The 19,907-nt window shown below is 34.1% G+C and carries 17 protein-coding genes; 15 read left to right on the top strand and 2 right to left on the bottom strand.

The window, feature by feature from the left end; genetic code table 11:
- Positions 1-69: 69 nt before the first annotated feature.
- From ACQY44_RS16545 to ACQY44_RS16475, 15 genes are all read left to right on the top strand, one after another.
- Positions 70-240 carry a DUF1843 domain-containing protein gene (locus ACQY44_RS16545; RefSeq protein ID WP_428231409.1) on the top strand — a complete coding sequence of 57 codons (171 nt, stop codon included), beginning with the start codon at positions 70-72 and terminating at the stop codon, positions 238-240.
- A gap of 77 nt (positions 241-317) precedes the next feature.
- Positions 318-1,742, top strand: a complete 1,425-nt coding sequence (locus tag ACQY44_RS16540) for a radical SAM protein (protein WP_428231408.1) — start codon at positions 318-320, stop codon at positions 1,740-1,742.
- Between the two features lies 1 nt (position 1,743).
- A complete protein-coding gene (locus ACQY44_RS16535) occupies positions 1,744-2,319 on the top strand; it encodes a hypothetical protein (RefSeq protein WP_428231407.1) in 576 nt (191 codons plus the stop codon).
- A gap of 190 nt (positions 2,320-2,509) precedes the next feature.
- Positions 2,510-3,322 carry a hypothetical protein gene (locus ACQY44_RS16530; protein WP_428231406.1) on the top strand — a complete coding sequence of 271 codons (813 nt, stop codon included), beginning with the start codon at positions 2,510-2,512 and terminating at the stop codon, positions 3,320-3,322.
- A gap of 49 nt (positions 3,323-3,371) precedes the next feature.
- Positions 3,372-4,598, top strand: a complete 1,227-nt coding sequence (locus tag ACQY44_RS16525) for a hypothetical protein (RefSeq protein WP_428231405.1) — start codon at positions 3,372-3,374, stop codon at positions 4,596-4,598.
- Positions 4,599-4,615: 17 nt separating this feature from the next.
- On the top strand, positions 4,616-5,524 hold the full coding sequence (locus tag ACQY44_RS16520) for a glycosyltransferase family 2 protein (protein WP_428231404.1): 909 nt from the start codon (positions 4,616-4,618) through the stop codon (positions 5,522-5,524).
- Positions 5,525-5,535: 11 nt separating this feature from the next.
- The gene (locus ACQY44_RS16515) at positions 5,536-6,732 is read left to right on the top strand and encodes a hypothetical protein (protein WP_428231403.1); all 1,197 of its coding nucleotides are present in this window, start codon (positions 5,536-5,538) and stop codon (positions 6,730-6,732) included.
- 238 nt (positions 6,733-6,970) lie between these two features.
- Entirely contained in the window at positions 6,971-8,740 is a 1,770-nt protein-coding gene (locus ACQY44_RS16510; RefSeq protein WP_428231402.1) for a hypothetical protein, read from the top strand.
- Between the two features lie 117 nt (positions 8,741-8,857).
- Positions 8,858-9,271 carry a DUF1842 domain-containing protein gene (locus ACQY44_RS16505; RefSeq protein ID WP_428231401.1) on the top strand — a complete coding sequence of 138 codons (414 nt, stop codon included), beginning with the start codon at positions 8,858-8,860 and terminating at the stop codon, positions 9,269-9,271.
- A gap of 139 nt (positions 9,272-9,410) precedes the next feature.
- Positions 9,411-10,892 carry a hypothetical protein gene (locus ACQY44_RS16500; RefSeq protein WP_428231400.1) on the top strand — a complete coding sequence of 494 codons (1,482 nt, stop codon included), beginning with the start codon at positions 9,411-9,413 and terminating at the stop codon, positions 10,890-10,892.
- A 784-nt stretch (positions 10,893-11,676) separates the two neighbouring features.
- The gene (locus ACQY44_RS16495) at positions 11,677-12,360 is read left to right on the top strand and encodes a helix-turn-helix transcriptional regulator (protein WP_428231399.1); all 684 of its coding nucleotides are present in this window, start codon (positions 11,677-11,679) and stop codon (positions 12,358-12,360) included.
- Positions 12,361-12,749: 389 nt separating this feature from the next.
- Positions 12,750-13,235, top strand: a complete 486-nt coding sequence (locus ACQY44_RS16490) for a putative adhesin (RefSeq protein ID WP_428231398.1) — start codon at positions 12,750-12,752, stop codon at positions 13,233-13,235.
- A 346-nt stretch (positions 13,236-13,581) separates the two neighbouring features.
- The gene (locus ACQY44_RS16485; protein WP_428231397.1) at positions 13,582-14,292 is read left to right on the top strand and encodes a hypothetical protein; all 711 of its coding nucleotides are present in this window, start codon (positions 13,582-13,584) and stop codon (positions 14,290-14,292) included.
- Positions 14,293-14,424: 132 nt separating this feature from the next.
- Positions 14,425-15,153, top strand: coding sequence for a hypothetical protein (locus ACQY44_RS16480; RefSeq protein WP_428231396.1), 729 nt, complete (start codon positions 14,425-14,427; stop codon positions 15,151-15,153).
- A 320-nt stretch (positions 15,154-15,473) separates the two neighbouring features.
- The gene (locus ACQY44_RS16475) at positions 15,474-16,736 is read left to right on the top strand and encodes a cation:proton antiporter (protein WP_428231395.1); all 1,263 of its coding nucleotides are present in this window, start codon (positions 15,474-15,476) and stop codon (positions 16,734-16,736) included.
- Positions 16,737-16,877: 141 nt separating this feature from the next.
- On the opposite strand, the gene ACQY44_RS16470 is transcribed toward ACQY44_RS16475, so the two are convergent.
- Together ACQY44_RS16470 and ACQY44_RS16465 are read right to left on the bottom strand one after the other, a co-directional pair.
- Positions 16,878-17,537 carry a SanA/YdcF family protein gene (locus ACQY44_RS16470; protein ID WP_428231394.1) on the bottom strand — a complete coding sequence of 220 codons (660 nt, stop codon included), beginning with the start codon at positions 17,535-17,537 and terminating at the stop codon, positions 16,878-16,880.
- Between the two features lie 128 nt (positions 17,538-17,665).
- Positions 17,666-19,693 carry a M3 family metallopeptidase gene (locus tag ACQY44_RS16465; RefSeq protein WP_428231393.1) on the bottom strand — a complete coding sequence of 676 codons (2,028 nt, stop codon included), beginning with the start codon at positions 19,691-19,693 and terminating at the stop codon, positions 17,666-17,668.
- Between the last annotated feature and the right edge of the window lie 214 nt (positions 19,694-19,907).

Genomic DNA, 19,907 nt, shown 5'->3' with positions numbered 1-19,907 from the left:
ACTTGTACAGTAAAACAAGGGTGTATCTGAAAAACCTTAAGAGTAGGATTAAAACAAAAACAAAATATTATGGGAGTAATAATGCTTTACGCAGCAGGAATCAGAGAAGCGATAGCTTCTAATGATTTAGAAAAAATGAAAGCAGTAGCTGAACAAGCGAAACAAACTGTTAGAGAACAAAAAGATTTACATGTAGCGTTGCTGGAATTGTTAGATGCAATTGACAAGCTGAAAAAGTAATCTGAAAAAAGACGGTTTATTAAGTTTTACTTTTTAAACCGTTTTTTAACTATTATCAAACCATAAATCACATTAAGATGGATAAGACTTCGATACGATACAGAGTAAGAGATGATTATAAAACAGCCACCCCGGTTCATGTAGTATGGGAAATTACTTTAGCCTGTAATTTGAAATGCTCACATTGCGGATCCAGAGCTGGAAAAGTAAGGCCTGGCGAATTAACGACCGAGCAATGTTTTGGTGTTATTGATAGTCTTAAACGTCTTGGTACAAGAGAGATTACCATTATTGGCGGAGAAGCTTTTTTAAGAAAAGACTGGCTGGAAATTATTGAAAGAATAAATCAAAGCGGAATTGAATGTTCAATGCAGTCCGGTGCCTACAATTTAACAGAAGAACGAATAACGGATGCAAAAAAAGCAGGGATAAGAAATATTGGTGTTTCTATTGATGGAATGCCTGAAACTCATAATAAAATAAGAGGAAGAAGAGATTCTTTTGAGCATGTTATTAATTGTCTGCAACTCCTTAAAAAACACAATATACCTTCTAGTGTAAATACAGTAATTACTAAAAGGAGTAAAAATGAGCTTAATGAACTTCTGGATGTTTTAATTGAAAATGGTGTGAGAAACTGGCAAATACAACTTGCTGTTGCTATGGGAAATGCCGTTGATAACTCAGAAGAATTGATAGTGCAGCCTTACGAATTAAATGATTTTTACGACAATCTTATTGTAATATACAGAAAAGCTTTGGCAAATAATGTTTTAATACAGGCAGGAAATAACATTGGTTATTTTGGACCTTATGAACATATCTGGAGACAGGGTAATGAGAAATATTATACAGGGTGTTCAGCTGGACATACAGGAATAGGGATCGAGGCAGATGGTAAAATTAAAGGCTGTCCGTCATTACCAACAAGCGAATATACAGGAGGGAATGTAAAAGACATGCAACTGGAAGATATCTGGAAATATAGCGAAGAAATGGTTTTTTCAAGATATAGAAATAAAGAAGAATTATGGGGAGGCTGTAAAGGCTGCTATTATGAATCTTCTTGTTTAGCCGGCTGTACCTGGACCAGTCATGTGCTGTTTGGTAAAAGAGGCAACAATCCTTTCTGTCATCATCGTGCTTTAGAATTAAAAAAGAAAGGTCTAAAGGAACGAATAAGAAAAATACAAGAAGCACCGGGATTATCATTCGATACTGGACTTTTTGAGATTATAGTTGAGAACGAAAAAGGAGAAATAGTAGAAATACAATCTCCTAACAGTACTGCTCCAATTCCGGTTTCATATGATACAGAACGGGTGCCCAGAATACCCAAAGCACTTAAATTATGCAATGGCTGTGATAATTATGTATATGAGGAAGAAACTACTTGCAGTTTTTGTAATGCTGACATTCAAAAAGTAAATGATGAATATGCCGTTAAACTGGAAAAAGCAAAACGCTCACTGGAAAAATTAGAACTATTAATGATGAAATAATATGGAGCAGTTTAAAAAAATTCAATCTAAAATTGATCAGTATTCAAATAATATTGAAGAAGCTTTAAGCCTGCCGGAAATCACCATTAAATACGGCCTTAATTCGTACAGGTATGGATCTTCCAGTTTTTTATCTGATCTTTTTGACCCTGTCGAAATAACAAATGAAACGGTATTTTATGATTTAGGATCCGGTTATGGAAACATCATTTTATACGGAGCTATAAAATACCCTGAAGCTCGGTTTAAAGGAATTGAAATTCTGGAAGAACGAAATAAAGTTTGTATCAGTTTAATTGAAAAAGAAGGAATTGCAAATGCTACTGCAATTTCCGACGATATTTTAAAGGCTGATATTTCTGACGGGAATGTTTTCTACCTGTATAATCCTCTTTTTGATTTTCAATACGAAGCATTATTAAATAAACTATATCAGATTTCTTTAAAAAAGAATATTACAGTAATTGCTGAATCCCGTTGCATTTTTTTTGATGAAGCCGGTTGGTTAGAACAATATGATCTTAAGGATATTGATGTAGTCAGGAAAATAAAATACTATCGTTCTACAAAATATTAATTCTACAAATGAGACAACATTTTACTAAAAGGTTATTGCAATCCATGACAAGAGCAAAGTAAAAATGTTGTTTGATTAGTAACGAGTTTACGCCATTTTGCATTTTTTGTGCATTCTCGCTCAATTAGTTTTTTTTAAAATCCCCTTAATCATATAAATAAATCATTAACTAATTTAAAATCAAGTAATCATGACCAATTTAAGCTCGATTATTCTTCCGGTTCTTGAAGGAATGGAGGAATCACATTTAAAGGATCAATTATTAAAATTCTTGCCTAATCAACAAGAGTCATTTTCGAAAATTGAAAAAAGTTTTAATCAACTAACATCTAAAGTACAAGATAAAGAAAGACTACAGCGCTTTTTTCATAGCTGGAGCCAAACCAATAATAGTGCAATGACCGTTGCAGGAATTAGCAACCGCATCACAATGCTGGTTCATAAAAATCAACCCATTGCTGATGAGAAAGCACTATTGCATTCTATCACAAGTTTAAATCGAATTGTAGATGAAGATTTAGCAGTTGTGGGCAGAATTTTACATTCTCAGTTGTTTTATACTATGGCAACCACAATTTGTACAGATGACGATTGGCTTTTACGTCGATACTTAAATCAAAGTGCTTGTGATTTTAAAGCCTGGAAAGACCAAAATTCGTTGCGAAATAAAGACATAATGATTGCTTTACTGACCACTTTGATACACGAAATTTATACGCATGGTGAAGTGGAATATATTCTGCCAAGATTTAAATCCTGGTTGATAAAGGATTATGGTTTTTCAGAAGACGAATGCGAAAAAACATTAGCGTGGATCAGTGTTCATTGTGGTCCAACAGAAAAAAATCATTTCTTTTTTGCCGTTAGTTCCATTTTTCATTATGCCAAAGCAATGAATATTGATCTAAAAGCGTATGACCTGGAACGAATTATTTACGAGTATTTAGATAAAAAATCGACCGTGATGGAGGATCTTATGGAAGTTGAAGAATTAAGTTTTTAAATCCAGATCTAAACAAATAATTATTACAAGAAAGAAACTTCGATTCGTTATGTCTAAAATTAAGTTGCAGCAAAACCAAGCTGATTTTCAGAAAAAATGGAATCAATTATTTACTGAATATTTTCAGCATGATACGGGATTAAGTATCGATTATTTTGCTAATTCTTCTGTAATCCTATCTTCAGAATACACTGGACAAATGAATCGTTTGTGTTCTGTTTTAAACAAAGCATGCAAAGCAATTGTTTTACATTATTTTGAAGACAATAGAATTCGAAAATATTATCAGCTGGATAATGCTCTTGAGGCTTTATTGAAAAAAAGTAATCATGCGACATATAATCAGGGTTTTTATCGCCCTGATTTTTTATATGATACAAACGATCAGGCTAAAATTTGTGAAATAGGGGCGCGATATCCTCTAAATGGCTGGATGATTAGTTATTATTTGCAATTGATAAACCAGCATTCCAATATCGAAAAAGATAACATAAGTATCGGAAGTGAAACTCTAAAAAATCTTATTGACGATTTACATACTCAATTTGTTCCTCACGAAAAAGTAGCTCTTATTCATGATGATGAAAAAGGAACCGAGATTTTTTATCTTCAAGAGGAATTGGCAAAATTAAAAATCGAATTAATTTCTGCAAAACCTCAGGATTTAACAGTTTCAAATGATGCAATACATGTTAAGGGAGTACCGGTTTCACAATTTATTTTGGAAATGGACCGGGAAGAATTAAAAAAAATAAGTCCGGAGGTAATCGATATGCTAATCGAAAACAATTCTTATTTCAATGATATCCGAACCTTAATCTTAATTCACGACAAAAGGGTTTTGGCTGTAATGTATGATGCTGAAATTATGCGGGATTACTTAAGCGAAGAAGATTATAACTTTTTGCAGGAATATCTTATCCCGAGTTTTGTTATTAGTGATCCTTCTGAATGCGATGTTTTTACAGATTGCGAACAAAATTTGATTTTAAAATTAAACAGTGGCGGAAGAGGAATAGGAGCTTATGTCAAAAGTGACTGTACACCCGAAGACTGGGCTACCATTATTAGAGAGAATTGGAATAAATACCTCATTCAACATTTTGTTGATCAAAAAGAATTTACGGATGCCAAAAACAATTGTCAAATTCATTTAGTAGGCATGTTGTTGTGCAGAGATGACAAGAATTATGGATCAGGTCTGTTTCGGGGTTCAGATGAATCAGTTGTAAATGTACACCAGGGAAGGGCTTTGATTTATCCAATATTAGAGTAATAAAAAGATGAAACATCATGAAACATACTGTTGTTATACCGCTCTACAATAAGGATGCTTACATCTATGATACGATTCGTTCACTGGCTTTTCAGGAAAAAAAACCATCGCAAATTATTATTGTTGATGATTTTAGTACAGATCAAAGCCTGATTTATTTAAAAGATTCATTATCGTTTTTTGCGCCACAATTTTTACAAACTGATATTCAAATTATTGAATTAAACGAAAATAAAGGCCCGGGTAATGCAAGAAACGTTGGTATAGAACTGGCAACCGGAGATCTTATAAGTTTTTTAGACGCAGATGATTGTTATACCTCTTCCTGTTTAAGCGATGTGAATTCAGCTATGGAAAAGGAAAATATAGATATTGTAGTACTTGGAATGCTGTGGATTCCTTCGAATTATTATTTGCCAGACATTAAATCTTTTGAAGAGGAGCTGACTTTTCTTTCCAATGAATCGTATTTAATACACAATATATTGCATAGCATTAGTTCGCCGGATTTTATTATGAGCTGTAATGTTGTTATCCGAAAAAAATATCTGAAAGACATTCGTTACGACACTCATGCTTCCTTAAATGAAGTAATCGATTTTTGGTATCGTGTTTTAAATAACATACCTGAACCGTACCGGGTTGGATTACTCAATAAAGCCTGTATCGAAGTACGGGAAGTGGAGGGAAGTTTGTCCCGAAGTAGCTATGCGAATTGGAAAGAAATAGAAATTCCCATTTCGATAAAACGATATCAAAAAAGTGCTAATCGGTACGATCAACAATTAATGGGAATGTTGTCACAACGTTGGCTGGAGCATGCGATGGAGCGATTACCATCCTGGAAGCAGAAAGCTTTATTTGTTTTAAATCATTCCAGGCTTCTAATTAAAAACGGCTACTATTTCAGAAAAAGAAATAAATAAAACCAGCACTTATGTACCCAGATGATATTGCCCCGGAAATAGACCATTCAGAATTGCAGGATTATTTTGAATTAGCAAAACAGAATTCTTTATACATCGAATTTTATAAAGGATATGATTGTGTAGCTGAGGCTCCTATGCTAAGCAAAAAGGAATTAATTCCAATTTTAAATACCAATTTTAAACTTAAGGAAGAAAAAAAGGGAGTATATCTGGTGCGTTCAGGCGGAAGTACTCAAAAACCGTTGGTCTTTCCGGTTGACATACAAGAAAATCAAAACCAACGCCTTGCACTTGCAGAGGAATTAACTAAAAATAAATTTTTTACCTCCGGAACAATTGCCTTAAATATTTTTGGTTATTCAGATATGTACCGTACAGCAGCGATTATGGATGATATTTTAGAAAAATGTTACGCCACTACATTAGCATTGAGTGCGCATGCAACTTACGAAGATATTGAACATGCAGCCCATTATTTTAAACCGGATTTTATACTGGGGACACCTTCAAAATTATTGTGTTTTGCACAGTTTTTAGTACAGAATAATAAAAAAATAGCGATAGAAAATTTGCTTTATGCAGGAGAATTTTTAAGACCGAACACACAGCAACTTTTGCAAGAAACATTTAGTTGCCAACAGATTTATTCGATGTATGGTTCTGCCGAAACCGGAATTTGGGCGTGGTCAGATTTTACTAAAACCCCGTCACTGTTTTCTGTTATTAAAGGTATTATCATCGAAATTATAAATCCTGATATAAACGGATATGGTACCATTGCTGTTACCAATACTTTTCGCAAAAGATTTCCGGTTTTTCGATATGCAATAGGCGATCTAGGGCGTTGGATTGAATTGGACGGAAAATCTTTCCTCGAATTAAAATCCAGAGAAACTAAATCTTTTATCGTTGGCGAGCAACATTATGATTTAGAGGAATTGCAGCCTTTTATAAATAAAGCAGACGCTTTTCAGATTCAATTGTCTACTGACAATGCTTTTAAGGAAGTCGTTCGACTGTTGCTTGTGCAAAATGTTTCCGAAAATAAAAAAGTAGATTTTGTTCAGGAAAAAGCCTCAGGGCTGAAAAAACTATTACAGTACAATGAACGCTCCATGGACGTCGAAGTTTTGCTGGTTACAGCAGCTGAATTGTATACAGATCCTAATACTACCAAAATACCGGCATTGTGGGATTTGAGATAATTTTTAAAACAGTTCATCCCACTTATTATACACTTCATGGATAAAAATACCTGTCTTATGACATTTTTTTATTAGTGGCTTCATATGCATTGTAATTTTAATCAGGAAATTAAAAAATGATTGTTTGGAAAGAGTACTTTAAATTGAATTTTTAGTAATAAGTGTTTGATTATAAGTGAAGTATGTGTTATGTGAGATATTTGGACAATCCGAAAAAATAATTCAAAATCTAATTCTTATGAAAGACTTATCCTCCCCTTCGACAACATGTGTAGATCCCATATCAGACTCACAATATCCAATTTTGAAACCTTTCACAGGGTCTCAGCCCGTACTTCCAAAATATTGGAAATCTACTGCTTTGCTTCATCCTTTTAGTCCTCTTCAAAGTAACAGTAGTGCTGCGGATAAAGCGAGTCCATTTTTTGAGATTTGCATTGCCACCGTTTATTATGCAGAAGGAATTGGATTAAATGCTTTATTACTGGGTAGTTCCGGAAGAAAGTGGTGGTATAAAGTCACCTCTTCGCAAACGACAGTATCTACAGATGGAACTAATTTTACACCGATAAATTTGGGCTGGACAATTCCTGGTACAAATTGGTTTGGAAATGCAAGTAATAAAGCGGCTTGTGCAGGAACGAGCTACCTGAACTGGATGAAAGCCCAGCAAGTAAACTGGTGGAAAATTCCGGTTGGAACTCAGAGTCCGCCACCTGCTACATGGATGTGGTTTGACAGTGTATCTAATTTACCGGTTCGTCTTATGTTCGGGCAAGGGCCTGTGGCTTCTCCTACTTTGGGAGATGTGAATCAACTGGCACTTTTTCAAATGTTTTCCTTTACCTATTTTCCCTCTTTTCAGGCATTAACGAGCAATCCTTTGACTTCACCTTTGACGGATCCAACTATTACAGGTTTCACCTTTGGCAATCCTAACAAGTATCAATTATTTGAATGGAATACAAATTTTGGAATGACTGTTTTTATGACCCCGGTCAATGAAGAATTTAATCCGTTGCCTACAAGGGTTTTATATAACTGGGCAGCAGATAATCAGTATAAGGTTTCTTCAGACAGAAGTCAAAATACTTTGATGAAATTTACCTACAATCCAACGAATCCATTTACGGCACAAGCAGCACTTCTTACAGGGCCAGCTCCGGCAGGGGTAACTCCGCCACCCAATAGTCGTGCCGGTTTCTTAATAAATTATCTGGGAGATAAGGTGATAAAATGTATTGGTTTTGGAAACTTTCCATTTCCTCAACAGGCACCCAATTGGGTTCAGATACCAGCAGTACAAGGCAGTATTCAGGCCACGGTTGTGAATAATCCTGTACTTTGTCCAAAAAATACAGTTACTGTTTTAGGAGTACTTTTTCCTCCTTCATCGCCTAATTATCCGGATTCTACCTATTTATGGACTTGGTATAGTCCGCTCAATGCAAGCGGAAGCAGCAGCCGACCAGTAACCTTTATGCAATCACAATCAGGTGTAGGTTTGGGAACTAGCCTGGCGTTGGCCGATTATTTTGATTATGAAGAATTCAAAACCCAGATTCCACCATGTAATTTCGCTGTTCCGCCTTCGGATTTTAAAGTCGAAGCCAAGCCTGCACCAAGTACGCCGGAGAATCCGAATCCTGCTTATCCCTGGCTTGACACCGGTATTAGAATTAATGCGAGTACATCTGCAACTATTTCGTATTTCGATGGTTTATGGACAGCAAATCCCAATATCAACAATGGTAAGTTGTACAATGCTGCCGGAAATCCAACTTATATCAATGCAAAACCAGGATATACAATGCCCAATCAAAACGAAGGAGCTCTCATTGGCAGAGTTGGGCAAACTGTCTTTCTAATAGGAATGGGAGCTAAGACTCCGGCCGGACTGGTTGGAAAATTAGAATTATGTATCAACGATGATTTAACCGGAGAATATGGTGCTGGTTTGACAGATAATAAAGGTTTTATAAATGTGAAGATAGCTGTTGGATCCTAAGGAATTATAAATGATATCCGGGTAAACTTAAAATATAAAGTGGAGCAGAAACCACTCAAAAAAACGGGGCGGCTCTGAAAAGCCTTACGAGTAGGGAAAAATTTAAATTAAAAAGTTATGTCAGATTTATTAGCAGGTGCTTATTTAGCAAAAGGCACAATTGGAAATGTAGGAACACCAGGTGCTCCAATCGCAACATTTAGTTTGGTAGTGGTACCATCACAACATTCTGTTACTGGTACTGTAGTAATCACACAGGCCGTAAATGGTCCTGATAGTCATATTGTTGTTCAGGTAAAAGGTAAAATATATGCAACCGGATTTGGAAAAATCACTCAGGTAGTTAGTTTGCACGGACAATATGTTCAGTCTTTTCCTCCTCCGGCAATTGGTTCTTTCTTAGCTGATTTCGATGCTCATTTAGCTATCGATGCTGCGTGGAACGGAACTGGAGGTTTTGAATATTACAAACATCATATTGAAAATGCACCGGTTACGGCAGCAAAGAATTTAAAAGAGCAATTAGCTTAAATTAAAATTCTCCCAAAAACAAATGCAACAGGATAATAAAAATTTCCTGACTCGATAAGAGTTTTGATTTAAAGATCGCCTGGCCTAGGCGGTCTTTTTTTTAATATGCTGTTTCTAAATGACCAATAAACCTAAACAAATGAAAAAAAAATATATTATTATTAGTCTGCTAATTGTTGTTTTACTAGCAATCGGTTTGTGGTTGTTTCTCTTTAATAGAAATAACGGAATATATAAAGACGGCATTAAATCTTCTTATGCAAATGCAGCATCTGAATCCTGTAACTGTGAAGAAAGTTGGTTTCCCCACGAGCAGACTCCACCACCTAAAGAAGGGGACGGAAGTCCGTTTGATAGCAAGAGCACTACAAATTGCGACTTTCACCAATGGTCGTGGCAAAAGTTTTTGTGGCTTACAAAACCACTGCCAGGCGGAAATCCATTGTTTTTAGATTCTCTCGATTTAGTAACTCCGCAAATGGAAAATGTTCCGCCACAGCTGGGCATAAAGTTAGTGTTGAGTTCTATTAACCAGGCAGGCCGTAATGGGGTTTTAGTTTCTAATCCCAAATTTAATAATGCTACAGATACCGTCTATTATTCAATTCATATCAATACGCTGCTAAAAGACAAAGCAGTTTCAATGGCTTCCTTAATCAATAACGGGAAATTACCTGTTTCTAATTTAGAGACATTTCCTGTTGGGGCTTTAGAATTAAAAGTTTCCTGGATTAATATTGATGCAATTGCAAAAGCACAGCAACAAGAATACTTTACAACGAAAGCTGCTGTTATAAATAGTAAAGGGCAATATGTAGAAAGAACAGTGGCACTATTAGGGATGCATGTGGTAGGAGTTGTAAAAAATCATCCTGAATTTATCTGGGCAACTTTTGAACACAAAGATATGGCGCCTGTTTACGATAAGAAGACAAATTCTGTAACGTCGGCAAATGAAATGCTGTTTTACGAAAAAGGGACAACTACCGGTATAGATGGTATCAAATGGCCTAGAGGTGCAACTTCGCCTGTTGTTCCTAATAAAGCATTTATTCTTTATGAGTATGGAGTGCCAAAGGATTTAAAGACTGGTGCATTTATGGCAACAAGTCAGGCTGAACCCGCTAATTTTGATAATATAGAGAATATCAATAAGTGTGTAGCATCTCGTCTGAAAGATGTTTTTGTAAATTATTTTTACAATGGTTCGATCTGGTTAAATTTTGATGGAGTTTCTCCTGAGAATCAGGCAAAAGCAATTGTCACAAGAGATATTGCAAGTGCGCTTCCGGATTCATTGGCAAGAGGTTCTGTTAATCTCGCAAACATTACTATGGAAACTTACACACAAACTTTTCAGGATGATATACATACTATTAATAATAGTAATGTAATCAGTTGCTTTTTTTGTCATCAATCTTCAAACTTTGACAAAAGCAGACCAGGTAATTCTCCTTTATTTTTAAGCCATTTATTTGGAGATTATTTATTGTTTACCAAACCTGCAACGGTTACGGGTAAAAATGCAAATAATTTAAACAATTCAAGAGCGAAACGTATTCAGGAAATAAATGCCCAGAAAATGCAACAACTTGAAGATTTTGTTCGTGCAAAAAAGTAAAAGGATAAGTAGTTTAAAATATAATTCAGTTAAGCATTTCTATAAACATTCAGTTTAGGGACTGTTATTAAGTTCAATTTTGTCCGGAAGCACGGAGATTTATTTCTAAGTAATTATGGAAAACCTTATATAACGCTGGAACTCTTGAGGAATCAGGCAGGTTTTATAAGAACAGAACAATTTATAAAATAGGCCATCTTCAAAATAATGAAGTTGTTTAATAAAACCGGGGCAGGAATGTCTCGGTTTTTTTTGATCTAATATTTTTTTAGCATTACAACAGCCTTTTTGCCGGGATAAATTATTGTCAGAAAAATCTTGTGACTTGTTTAATCGTTTTCATACCTGCTTATAACCATCCTGTAGCATTTTTCGAGTTAAATTTATTGATCTGCATTAAATTCGAAAGAGATTAGATACAAACTGTAGCGCCTTCTTTATGCTGTTGTTCAATAAAAAGCAGATATAAATTTAAAAAAAACCGGATTAAAAAAATATAGCATTTTCTTTTTGAAAATGAATTGTTAAGCTAAATTTTTCGAAAAGCTTCTCCAGTTTCTCTCTTTGAATTCCTCTTATCACATTAAAAATTTATTCAAGAATTGTAAATAAAGAGATTATTTACAACAACTATATATTCAAAACCCATATTCATTATGAAAGAAATTGCGAATAAAAAAAACATCTTCTATGTAGACATGTGCTTTCCTGACACAGAATTTTTAAGGCAAATAGATGTTATTATGCAAGAAAAAAAACAAATCCTTCTTTTGGAGTTTCTCAGTTGGCAGACCAATTGAAAATTAGTAAAGCTCAACTGAACCGGAAAATACAAAATCAAATGAGTCTCTCGCCAGGGAGACTCATTTTGTATTATAAGATGGAGCTGGCAAAGCATATTTTGGATAGGAATGTGAGTTCTATTGAAGAAACAGCGCTGCAATGCGGGTTTAGCGGAATTGCTAATTTCAGTCGCAAATTCAAACAAGAGTTTGGTCTTTCTCCTTCTGCATACCGCGAAAATAGTTTGATTACCGGATTTAAACCAGATGATTGGAAAATTCCGTTAAACGATGCCTGCTTTAATAAACTCATTCAATTAAAAAGTGAATACAAATGGCTGACGAAGTTATTAGTCATTCTTATAGACAATTTAGATAACGAAGCATTCTCTATCGAAATCTTATCCGGAAAACTTTTTATGAGTCCATCCAATCTTAACCGGAAAGTGAAGTCTTTGTTTGGATTTCCTACTATACGTTTGGTTCGTGATATCAGACTTCAGTATGGTACAGAACTAATAGCATTACAAGATAAATCGGTTAGTGAAGCTGCATCTCTTGCCGGTTTTTTTGATATAGCTCATTTTTCCCGCTATTTCAAACAAACTTTTAATTGTTCTCCGGGTAAATACAGGACAAAAATAGTTCTATTCCCTTTTATTGATTTATTAAAAAAAGAGCTATGAGTCAAATCGATAAAAAGTAGCTTTTTCTGTACAAACAAAAAAAAGAGTATAGCTGTAATTTTGACCTATTAGAATTGATAATTGTACAATTTAGAATCTAAAAAACATCAGCTGATCTTGTAGGTCAGAGTGATAAGTAATTGAATTTCAGATGAATAAATCAAACAGAGTTATAAGACGTACAATATGTCAAGTCTTATACAAAATTTAATTACTGTTATATTAAATTTTATTTGAGATTTAAAAAACTTTAATACAGAGTTTGCAATTTTTGCTTTAAAAGGTTCAATATAGACGTATAGAAAACCAGAAATAAAGTAAAAATTAAAAGATTGTTACAGGCATGAAGAAAGCCCATAACATAAGTTTAAAAACTAAATAACAAAATTATGAGTGTACAAGTTACAAATAAAGATCTAGTGCTTCTGGGGCACGGGAGTTACCCGGGCGGAGCGACTAATACGAGACTTCCTTTAAATATTGATCTCTATCTTTTACCTCCTGTTGGATATACTTTGACGACAGGTGTAGCATCAGCATTGATTCAACAAGTGGAAATTAAAAAAATAAAGTTGAGTAATAATGGTACCAGTGTTGAAATTATCGAGCCTCCTTTCGTGATATATTCCGGAGGAACCGATGCCCCGAACCTTACCCTGTATAATCTTGGGGATCTTTCACAATGGGGCACGCAAACTATTGGGCAAAAAGAGAATGTTGTTACTGTTAGTAAAGATACTTTACTTTCTGTATTGATTGAATCTAATGAGAAAATCAAAGAAGCTCTTAAAAATCTGCCTAAAGGTGAAAAACTAAAATTATACTGGTCAGCATGTGCTAATCAGGTAAGTGGATACACTGCTAGTCTGGTATAAATTAAAAGGAACTATTACAATTTTAGTGTATTAGTTTTATCATTTGTAGTTATAAAATCAAAAAAAATCATGAACTGATACTGCAGATTAGAACATGAAAAGCCAAGAGTAGTTAATAAAATAATCAAATTCAACAGTGTAAATGGGATTTTATCTCAAGCAAAAACGACAAAGTACATTTTGATTGATAACGATTGTATGAAAGAGTACTTAAGGTAAACTAAAATGATAAAAATATTTTAGTGGAGCAGAAGCCACTTTAAAAAACGAACTGTTCACATTCAGGAAATAATGTGAGGCGTAACCCGAAAAGCCTTATGAGTAGGGCCCAATAAACAAATAAATTATGGCAACTTTTACCACAACAATCAATATTAGTGCAGAGGATGTAAAGATTTTAAAAAGTGAAGGATATTCTCTATACGGATTTAAGTCTGTAGCAGCTTCGGGTGATGGTTCTCCTACCGTTTGGTTTAATCTACCAGCGGAAAAATTACTAGGAACAACAAAAATTACCTGGCAAGAACAGTTTCAAGCTTATAATTCAACCAGTACAGTAGCCCCACAAGTTAAAATTGAAGCAAGTAATACGATACCTACTGATTTAGGGCAATTGATAACTATTGAAAAAGGATCAGGTAACATTGATTCCAGCACAGGCGGATATGATGGAGCTGTGTCTTTTCTGAATAATGATAATCAGCGTTTTACAGTTGGTATTAACCAGTTGGTAAATGGAGTGTCAAATATTCTGTGTGCATTTCCAATTTTAGGGGCCGGGTCTTCAAGAGTTATTACGCCTATTACTAAAATTGCACTGATTTTTTCTACAGAAAAAATAGAAACAGCAACTGTAATCACAAAAGCAATGTCTGCTGGTGCATTTATTAACCTTACAGGTGTTAATGCACGTGTAGCAGATTATTCTATAAACGATGGATGGAGTGCAAAAGGAGGAACATGGTTAACAAATTTTAGTGCATTTACAGACTTGAAAAAGTTATTAATTGATAACACAAGCAGCCAGGAAAGAGCTCTTAGTGAAAGAAGCAAATAATAACATGGTGTTTTTGAATTACTCTTCATTAAATTTTTTAATGAGGAGTAATTCTTCCTTACCGGATAAACATGTTTAAAAAAATAGGTTAGCCAAAAAGCAAGTATTTTTTCAATCTTTAAAAAAAAGCAGATGAAAAACGCATTAATAATTAACTTTTCTCAGGAAACTGTAGAAGCATTAAATAAGGAAAATTATACCTTATGTTGTTTTCTGGCTTGTAAGTCTGAAAATACTTCTGCTTTTACGCCCCTGTGCTGGAGTGTTACGAAAAGTTTTTTGAAATCTGTTGTGATAGAATGGGAATATAATCTGAGCGCCTATTTGTCCACTAGTGAAATTACAGATAATAAAATTATTTATATCCCTCAACCGGAATTTGCTAAAACTACATCCAGGTCCAGGTCACGAAGTATAATGGGAACTAATTATCGCATAGCAGTACAACAACGAATGTTGATTAAGAACTATGGCGAGGTTATAGTTGATGCCGAAAATGCTTTTGAAACAGTATTGATTCAAAATGATTCTACTACTGAATATACTACCGGACTATGTATCTACAGCAATAATGATGATCAATATTATGGCAATTGTGCTTTTAAAACTTATGGAGGGCATACTATTAAAGTGGCTCCTGCTAACAAAGCGTTTTTAATGGTTAGTAGTAAGGACATTCAAAATAGTACTGTAATTCTTAAGTCTGAAAATCCAGGGATGCTGATTGATTTTACAACCAGTAATGATAATTCACGAACGGTCACGTATGACATCAATAATGGATGGAGTTCAGACGGACAAGTTTGGGGAATACAATATCCCACGGGAACAAATCTTAAGACTTTGCTGGTTTCTGGATGATTTACAGATATCAGAATTTTTAAAATATATAAATAGTTAGTTGCAAAGAAACGAAGTAGAGTGAAAAATGCAGGAGAACTCTTTGATTATTAACTAAAAAAATCCGAAGTGTTTTCACTTCGGATTTTTCGTTTGTTTTAAATAACTTGAAACTTCATTACTAATGATTGGATATTCAGGAAGGCAAGATGCCTGATTCTTAAAATATCAAAAGGATTAAAATTAGCACCATATTCTTTAAGTGTTATAAAGTTATGTTAATTGAGGAAATGGAATTTTGTATTAGATAATGGAAATATATTTTTGTAAAAATCACTTTTATGGAATTATATTACACCTTTTCAGTACTTATTGTATTGGCTTCTTTCTTCGCCTATTTAAATTTAAGATTTTTAAAACTTCCGGGAACTATTGGAATAATGATTATTGCAATGTTGGTTTCCGTAGGCATTCGCCTGTTGGGAGATTCTTATTTTCCTGCTACAACCAAACATTTTTTTGAATTAATAAAAGAATTTGACTTTAATGAAATCTTAATGGGGGCGATGCTTAACTTTCTTTTGTTCGCCGGTGCTCTGCATGTGAATATGTCTGATCTTAAAGAACAAAAAGTTCCTATCATAATTTACTCTACTGTTAGCGTTGTATTGTCGGCATTAATTATTTCTATGCTGCTTTTTTATATTGCGCCAATTTTGGGGATAAAAATTCCTTATATATTTTGTCTGGTTTTCGGAACATTGATTTCCCCTACGGATCCAATTGTAGTGTTGGGTGTTTTAAAACAAGCTAAAGTACCTAAAAGAATAGAAACCAAAATTGTGGGTGAATCTTTGTTTAATGATGGTGTAGCAGTAGTTATGTTTGCTGTTGTTTTAAAGATGGCAACCGATCCTACATTTGATATGACTTTTGGTTCTATCGCCTGGTTGTTTGCAAAAGAAGGAATAGGCGGACTTTTATTAGGAGCTGTTTTAGGATATACTGCATCAAGGGTTATGAAGAAAATCGACGATTATAAAGTTTCGGTTCTTATTACACTTTCTATTGTGATGGGAGGATTTTTGATTGCCCAAAGTCTGCATGTTTCAAGCCCGTTAGCAATGGTAGTGGCTGGGTTAATTATTGGAAATTATGGCAAAAAAGTAGCAATGAGCGAAGAAACTAAAGATTACTTAGGGAAATTCTGGGAGCTTATCGATGAAATACTCAACGCTATTTTATTCTTATTTATTGGCTTTGAATTATTATTGTTGCCAGATTTAAACAAACAATTGCTAACTGGTTGTGTAGCGATTTTTATAGTGTTGTTTGCCAGAATTGCGTCTATAGTTTTACCATGGAAATTCTTTGATATCTTTAAGTTTTTCGGTATTAAATCGGCTTATAATAAAGGTTCCTTAATGGTACTGGTTTGGGGCGGAATTCGAGGAGGAGTTTCTATTGCATTGGTACTTTCTATGCCAGAAGGAGAATATAAAAACCTGTTGCTGGAAGTAACCTATATTGTGGTATTGTTTTCAATTGTGGTACAGGGACTGACAGTTGGAAAATTAGCCAAAAAAGTTTTAGAGAAAGAGTGAAAGGTATAGAATATAGAGTAAAGAGAATAGAATAAAGAGAATAGAATAAAGAGTAAAGAATGAAGACTTTTTATCTTTAGAATATTTGATATTTGATGACTGGAAGAAAAAAACCTGCAAGATTTTCTCGCAGGCTTTTTTTTATCGTTTATCTTCTTTCGAATAATTAGAAGGACCATTTATATCAATTTGATTTCCTAAAAAACGAGGTTCCCTATTTCTTAAAACATCAAAAAAAGATTTAAAAATAGAACCATATTCTCTAAAAGTTACATATTTGTATCCCAGATAATCTCCCTTATTAGCAGAATATCCAATAGATTTTATGCCCAGTTTTTGTCCAATATAGATGGCTCGGTTTAAATGATATTCCTGAGAGATTAAAGTTGCTTTTTTGATATTGAAAATATGCTTGGCACGATACATAGTAGAGTAAGTGTCAAATCCGGCATAATCTATAAATATCTTAGTAGTATCAACTCCGTTTCTAGAACAGTAATTTTTCATTACCGTTAATTCATCATATTCTTCACGGCCATTATCTCCCGAAAGTAAAATTTTATTGATGCGGTTTGCTTTGTACAATAAGATTCCTGCATCCAGACGATCTTTTAAATATTTACTTGGCTGATCTCCATTTATTCCCGCACCAAAAATAATTCCGATATCATTTTTCGGGAATTTTTTTAGTGAATAATAAATGTGCTTTTTGGTCGAAGATTTTACATAATAATTTACGGAAACAATGGCAACCAATCCGATAATTGTAAGGTAAAGAAAGATTTTAAAATATTTTTTCACTATATTTTTTTGTAAGATTAAGATTTAAAAAGTGGTGAAGATAAATAACATTTGTTTACAGTCAAAATGAAATAAAAAACCGAAGCATTTCTACTTCGGTTTTAATCTAAAATCTGAGATCTAAAATTTTATAACAATCCTGCTCTTTTCAATAAAGCTTCCGGTTTTGGTTCCTGACCTCTAAAACGTTTGTACAAAATCATCGGATGTTCTGTTCCTCCTTTAGAAAGTACATTGTCTTTGAATTTTGTTGCCACTTCGTGATTGAAAATTCCTTTTTCCTGAAAATATTCAAAAGCATCAGCATCCAGAACTTCAGCCCATTTATAGCTGTAATATCCGGAAGAATATCCACCTTGAAAGATATGAGAAAAAGCAGTACTCATCGCATTTTCTTTTACATCAGGATACAATTGCGTGTTGGCAAATTGTTCCGTTTCGAATGTTTTTAAATCCGTAATGTGTGTTGGATCTTGTCCGTGCCAAGCCATGTCTAGTAATCCAAAACTCAATTGGCGTAAAGTTGCCAAACCTTCCTGGAAGCTCGCACTTTCTTTAATTTTCTGAACATATTCAATTGGGATAATCTCTCCCGTTTCGTAATGGTTCGCAAACAAAGCTAAGGCTTCCGGTTCGTAACACCAGTTTTCCATAATCTGACTTGGTAATTCTACGAAATCCCAGTATACAGAAGTTCCGGATAAACCAGGGTAAACGGTATTGGCCAACATGCCATGTAAACCATGACCAAACTCGTGGAATAAAGTCGTTACTTCATTAAAAGTCAATAAAGATGGTTTTGTTTCTGTTGGTTTGGTGAAATTACAAACGTTCGAAATATGCGGTCTTTCGTTTACACCGTCTTTTTTATATTGTGATTTAAATGAAGTCATCCACGCGCCGTTTCTTTTTCCTTTTCTAGGAAAAAAATCAGCATAGAAAATCGAAACTAAATTACCATCAGCATCGGTTACTTCATAAGTGGTAACTTCTTCGTGGTATTTGTCAATATCAAAAACTTCAGTAAAAGTTAATCCGTATAATTTTTTGGCAACTGTAAAAGCACCGTTGAGTACTTTTTCTAATTGAAAGTAAGGTTTTAGTTTTTCATCGTCTAAGTTGAAAAGCTGTTGTTTCAGTTTTTCAGAATAATAGGCACCGTCCCATTTTTCCAATTGTTCAATTCCGTCCAGTTCTTTGGCGAAAGCCGTTAACTCAGCAAATTCTTTTTGAGCTGCCGGTTTTGCTTTTGCTAATAAATCATTCAGAAAAGAGAAAACCTTCTCCGGGTTTTCAGCCATTCTTTCTTCCAAAACAAAATGCGCATGCGTTTTGTAGCCTAATAAATTCGCTCTTTCGAAACGTAATTTTGCAATCTTTAATACATTTTCCTGATTGTCAAATTCGTTATTCTGAAAAGCTTTTGCGCCAAAAGCAATTGCCATTTTTTTACGCAATTCGCGATTATCCGCATACGTCAAAAACGGAACATAACTTGGGTGATCTAATGTGAAAATCCATCCTTCTTTTTCCTGGCTTTTTGCCAATAATCTTGCGGCTTCAATTGTACCTTCCGGTAATCCTGTCAAGTCTTTTTCATCAGTCAAATGCAATTCGAAAGCATTCGTTTCTGCTAAAACATTTTCACCAAATTGTAAGCTTAGTTTCGATAATTCTTTGTCAATTTCTCTAAGTTTATCTTTTTTATCTTCTGGTAAATTAGCGCCGTTTCTGGAAAAGCTTTTGTATTTTTTATCCAAAAGTGTCGTTTGCTCCGGATTTAGATTTAAGGTCTCTTTTTGATCGTAAACCGTCTTTATTTTAGCAAATAAAGCAGCGTTTAGTGTAATGTCATTCCCGAATTCAGCTAATAAAGGCGAAACTTCCTGAGCAATCTTCTGCATTTCATCATTGGTTTCAGCTGAATTCAAATTGAAGAAAACACTAGAAAGGCGATCTAAAATATCTCCTGAAAAATCCATCGCTACAACAGTATTTTCAAATGTTGGAGTTTCGGGATTGTTTACGATAGCATCGATTTCAGCTTTAGCCAAAGCAATTCCTTCCTGAAAAGCAGGTAAATAATCTTCGATTTTGATTTGCGAAAAAGGTGCTGTGTTATGTTTGGTGGTGAATTTTGAAAGTAAAACGTTCATTATGATATAATTATTTATGAATTGAAGTCAATATTTTTGAATCCCAAAGATAGTAATTTATAAAAATCTAATCACCTAAACAAGATTGATTGTCAGTATAAAAGCCTTACTAAATTGTGTTATATATATGTTATTTATTTCTGTGCCGGTTTTAAAAATGCTAAATTGTAAAAAATAGGATTAGAAGTATAGAATGCTAATCCTACTAATTGTA

Source organism: Flavobacterium sp., from assembly GCF_965277525.1.
Lineage (GTDB): Bacteria > Bacteroidota > Bacteroidia > Flavobacteriales > Flavobacteriaceae > Flavobacterium.
Note: the sequence above shows the minus strand (reverse complement) of the source record. Positions and strands in the feature narration are given on the sequence as shown.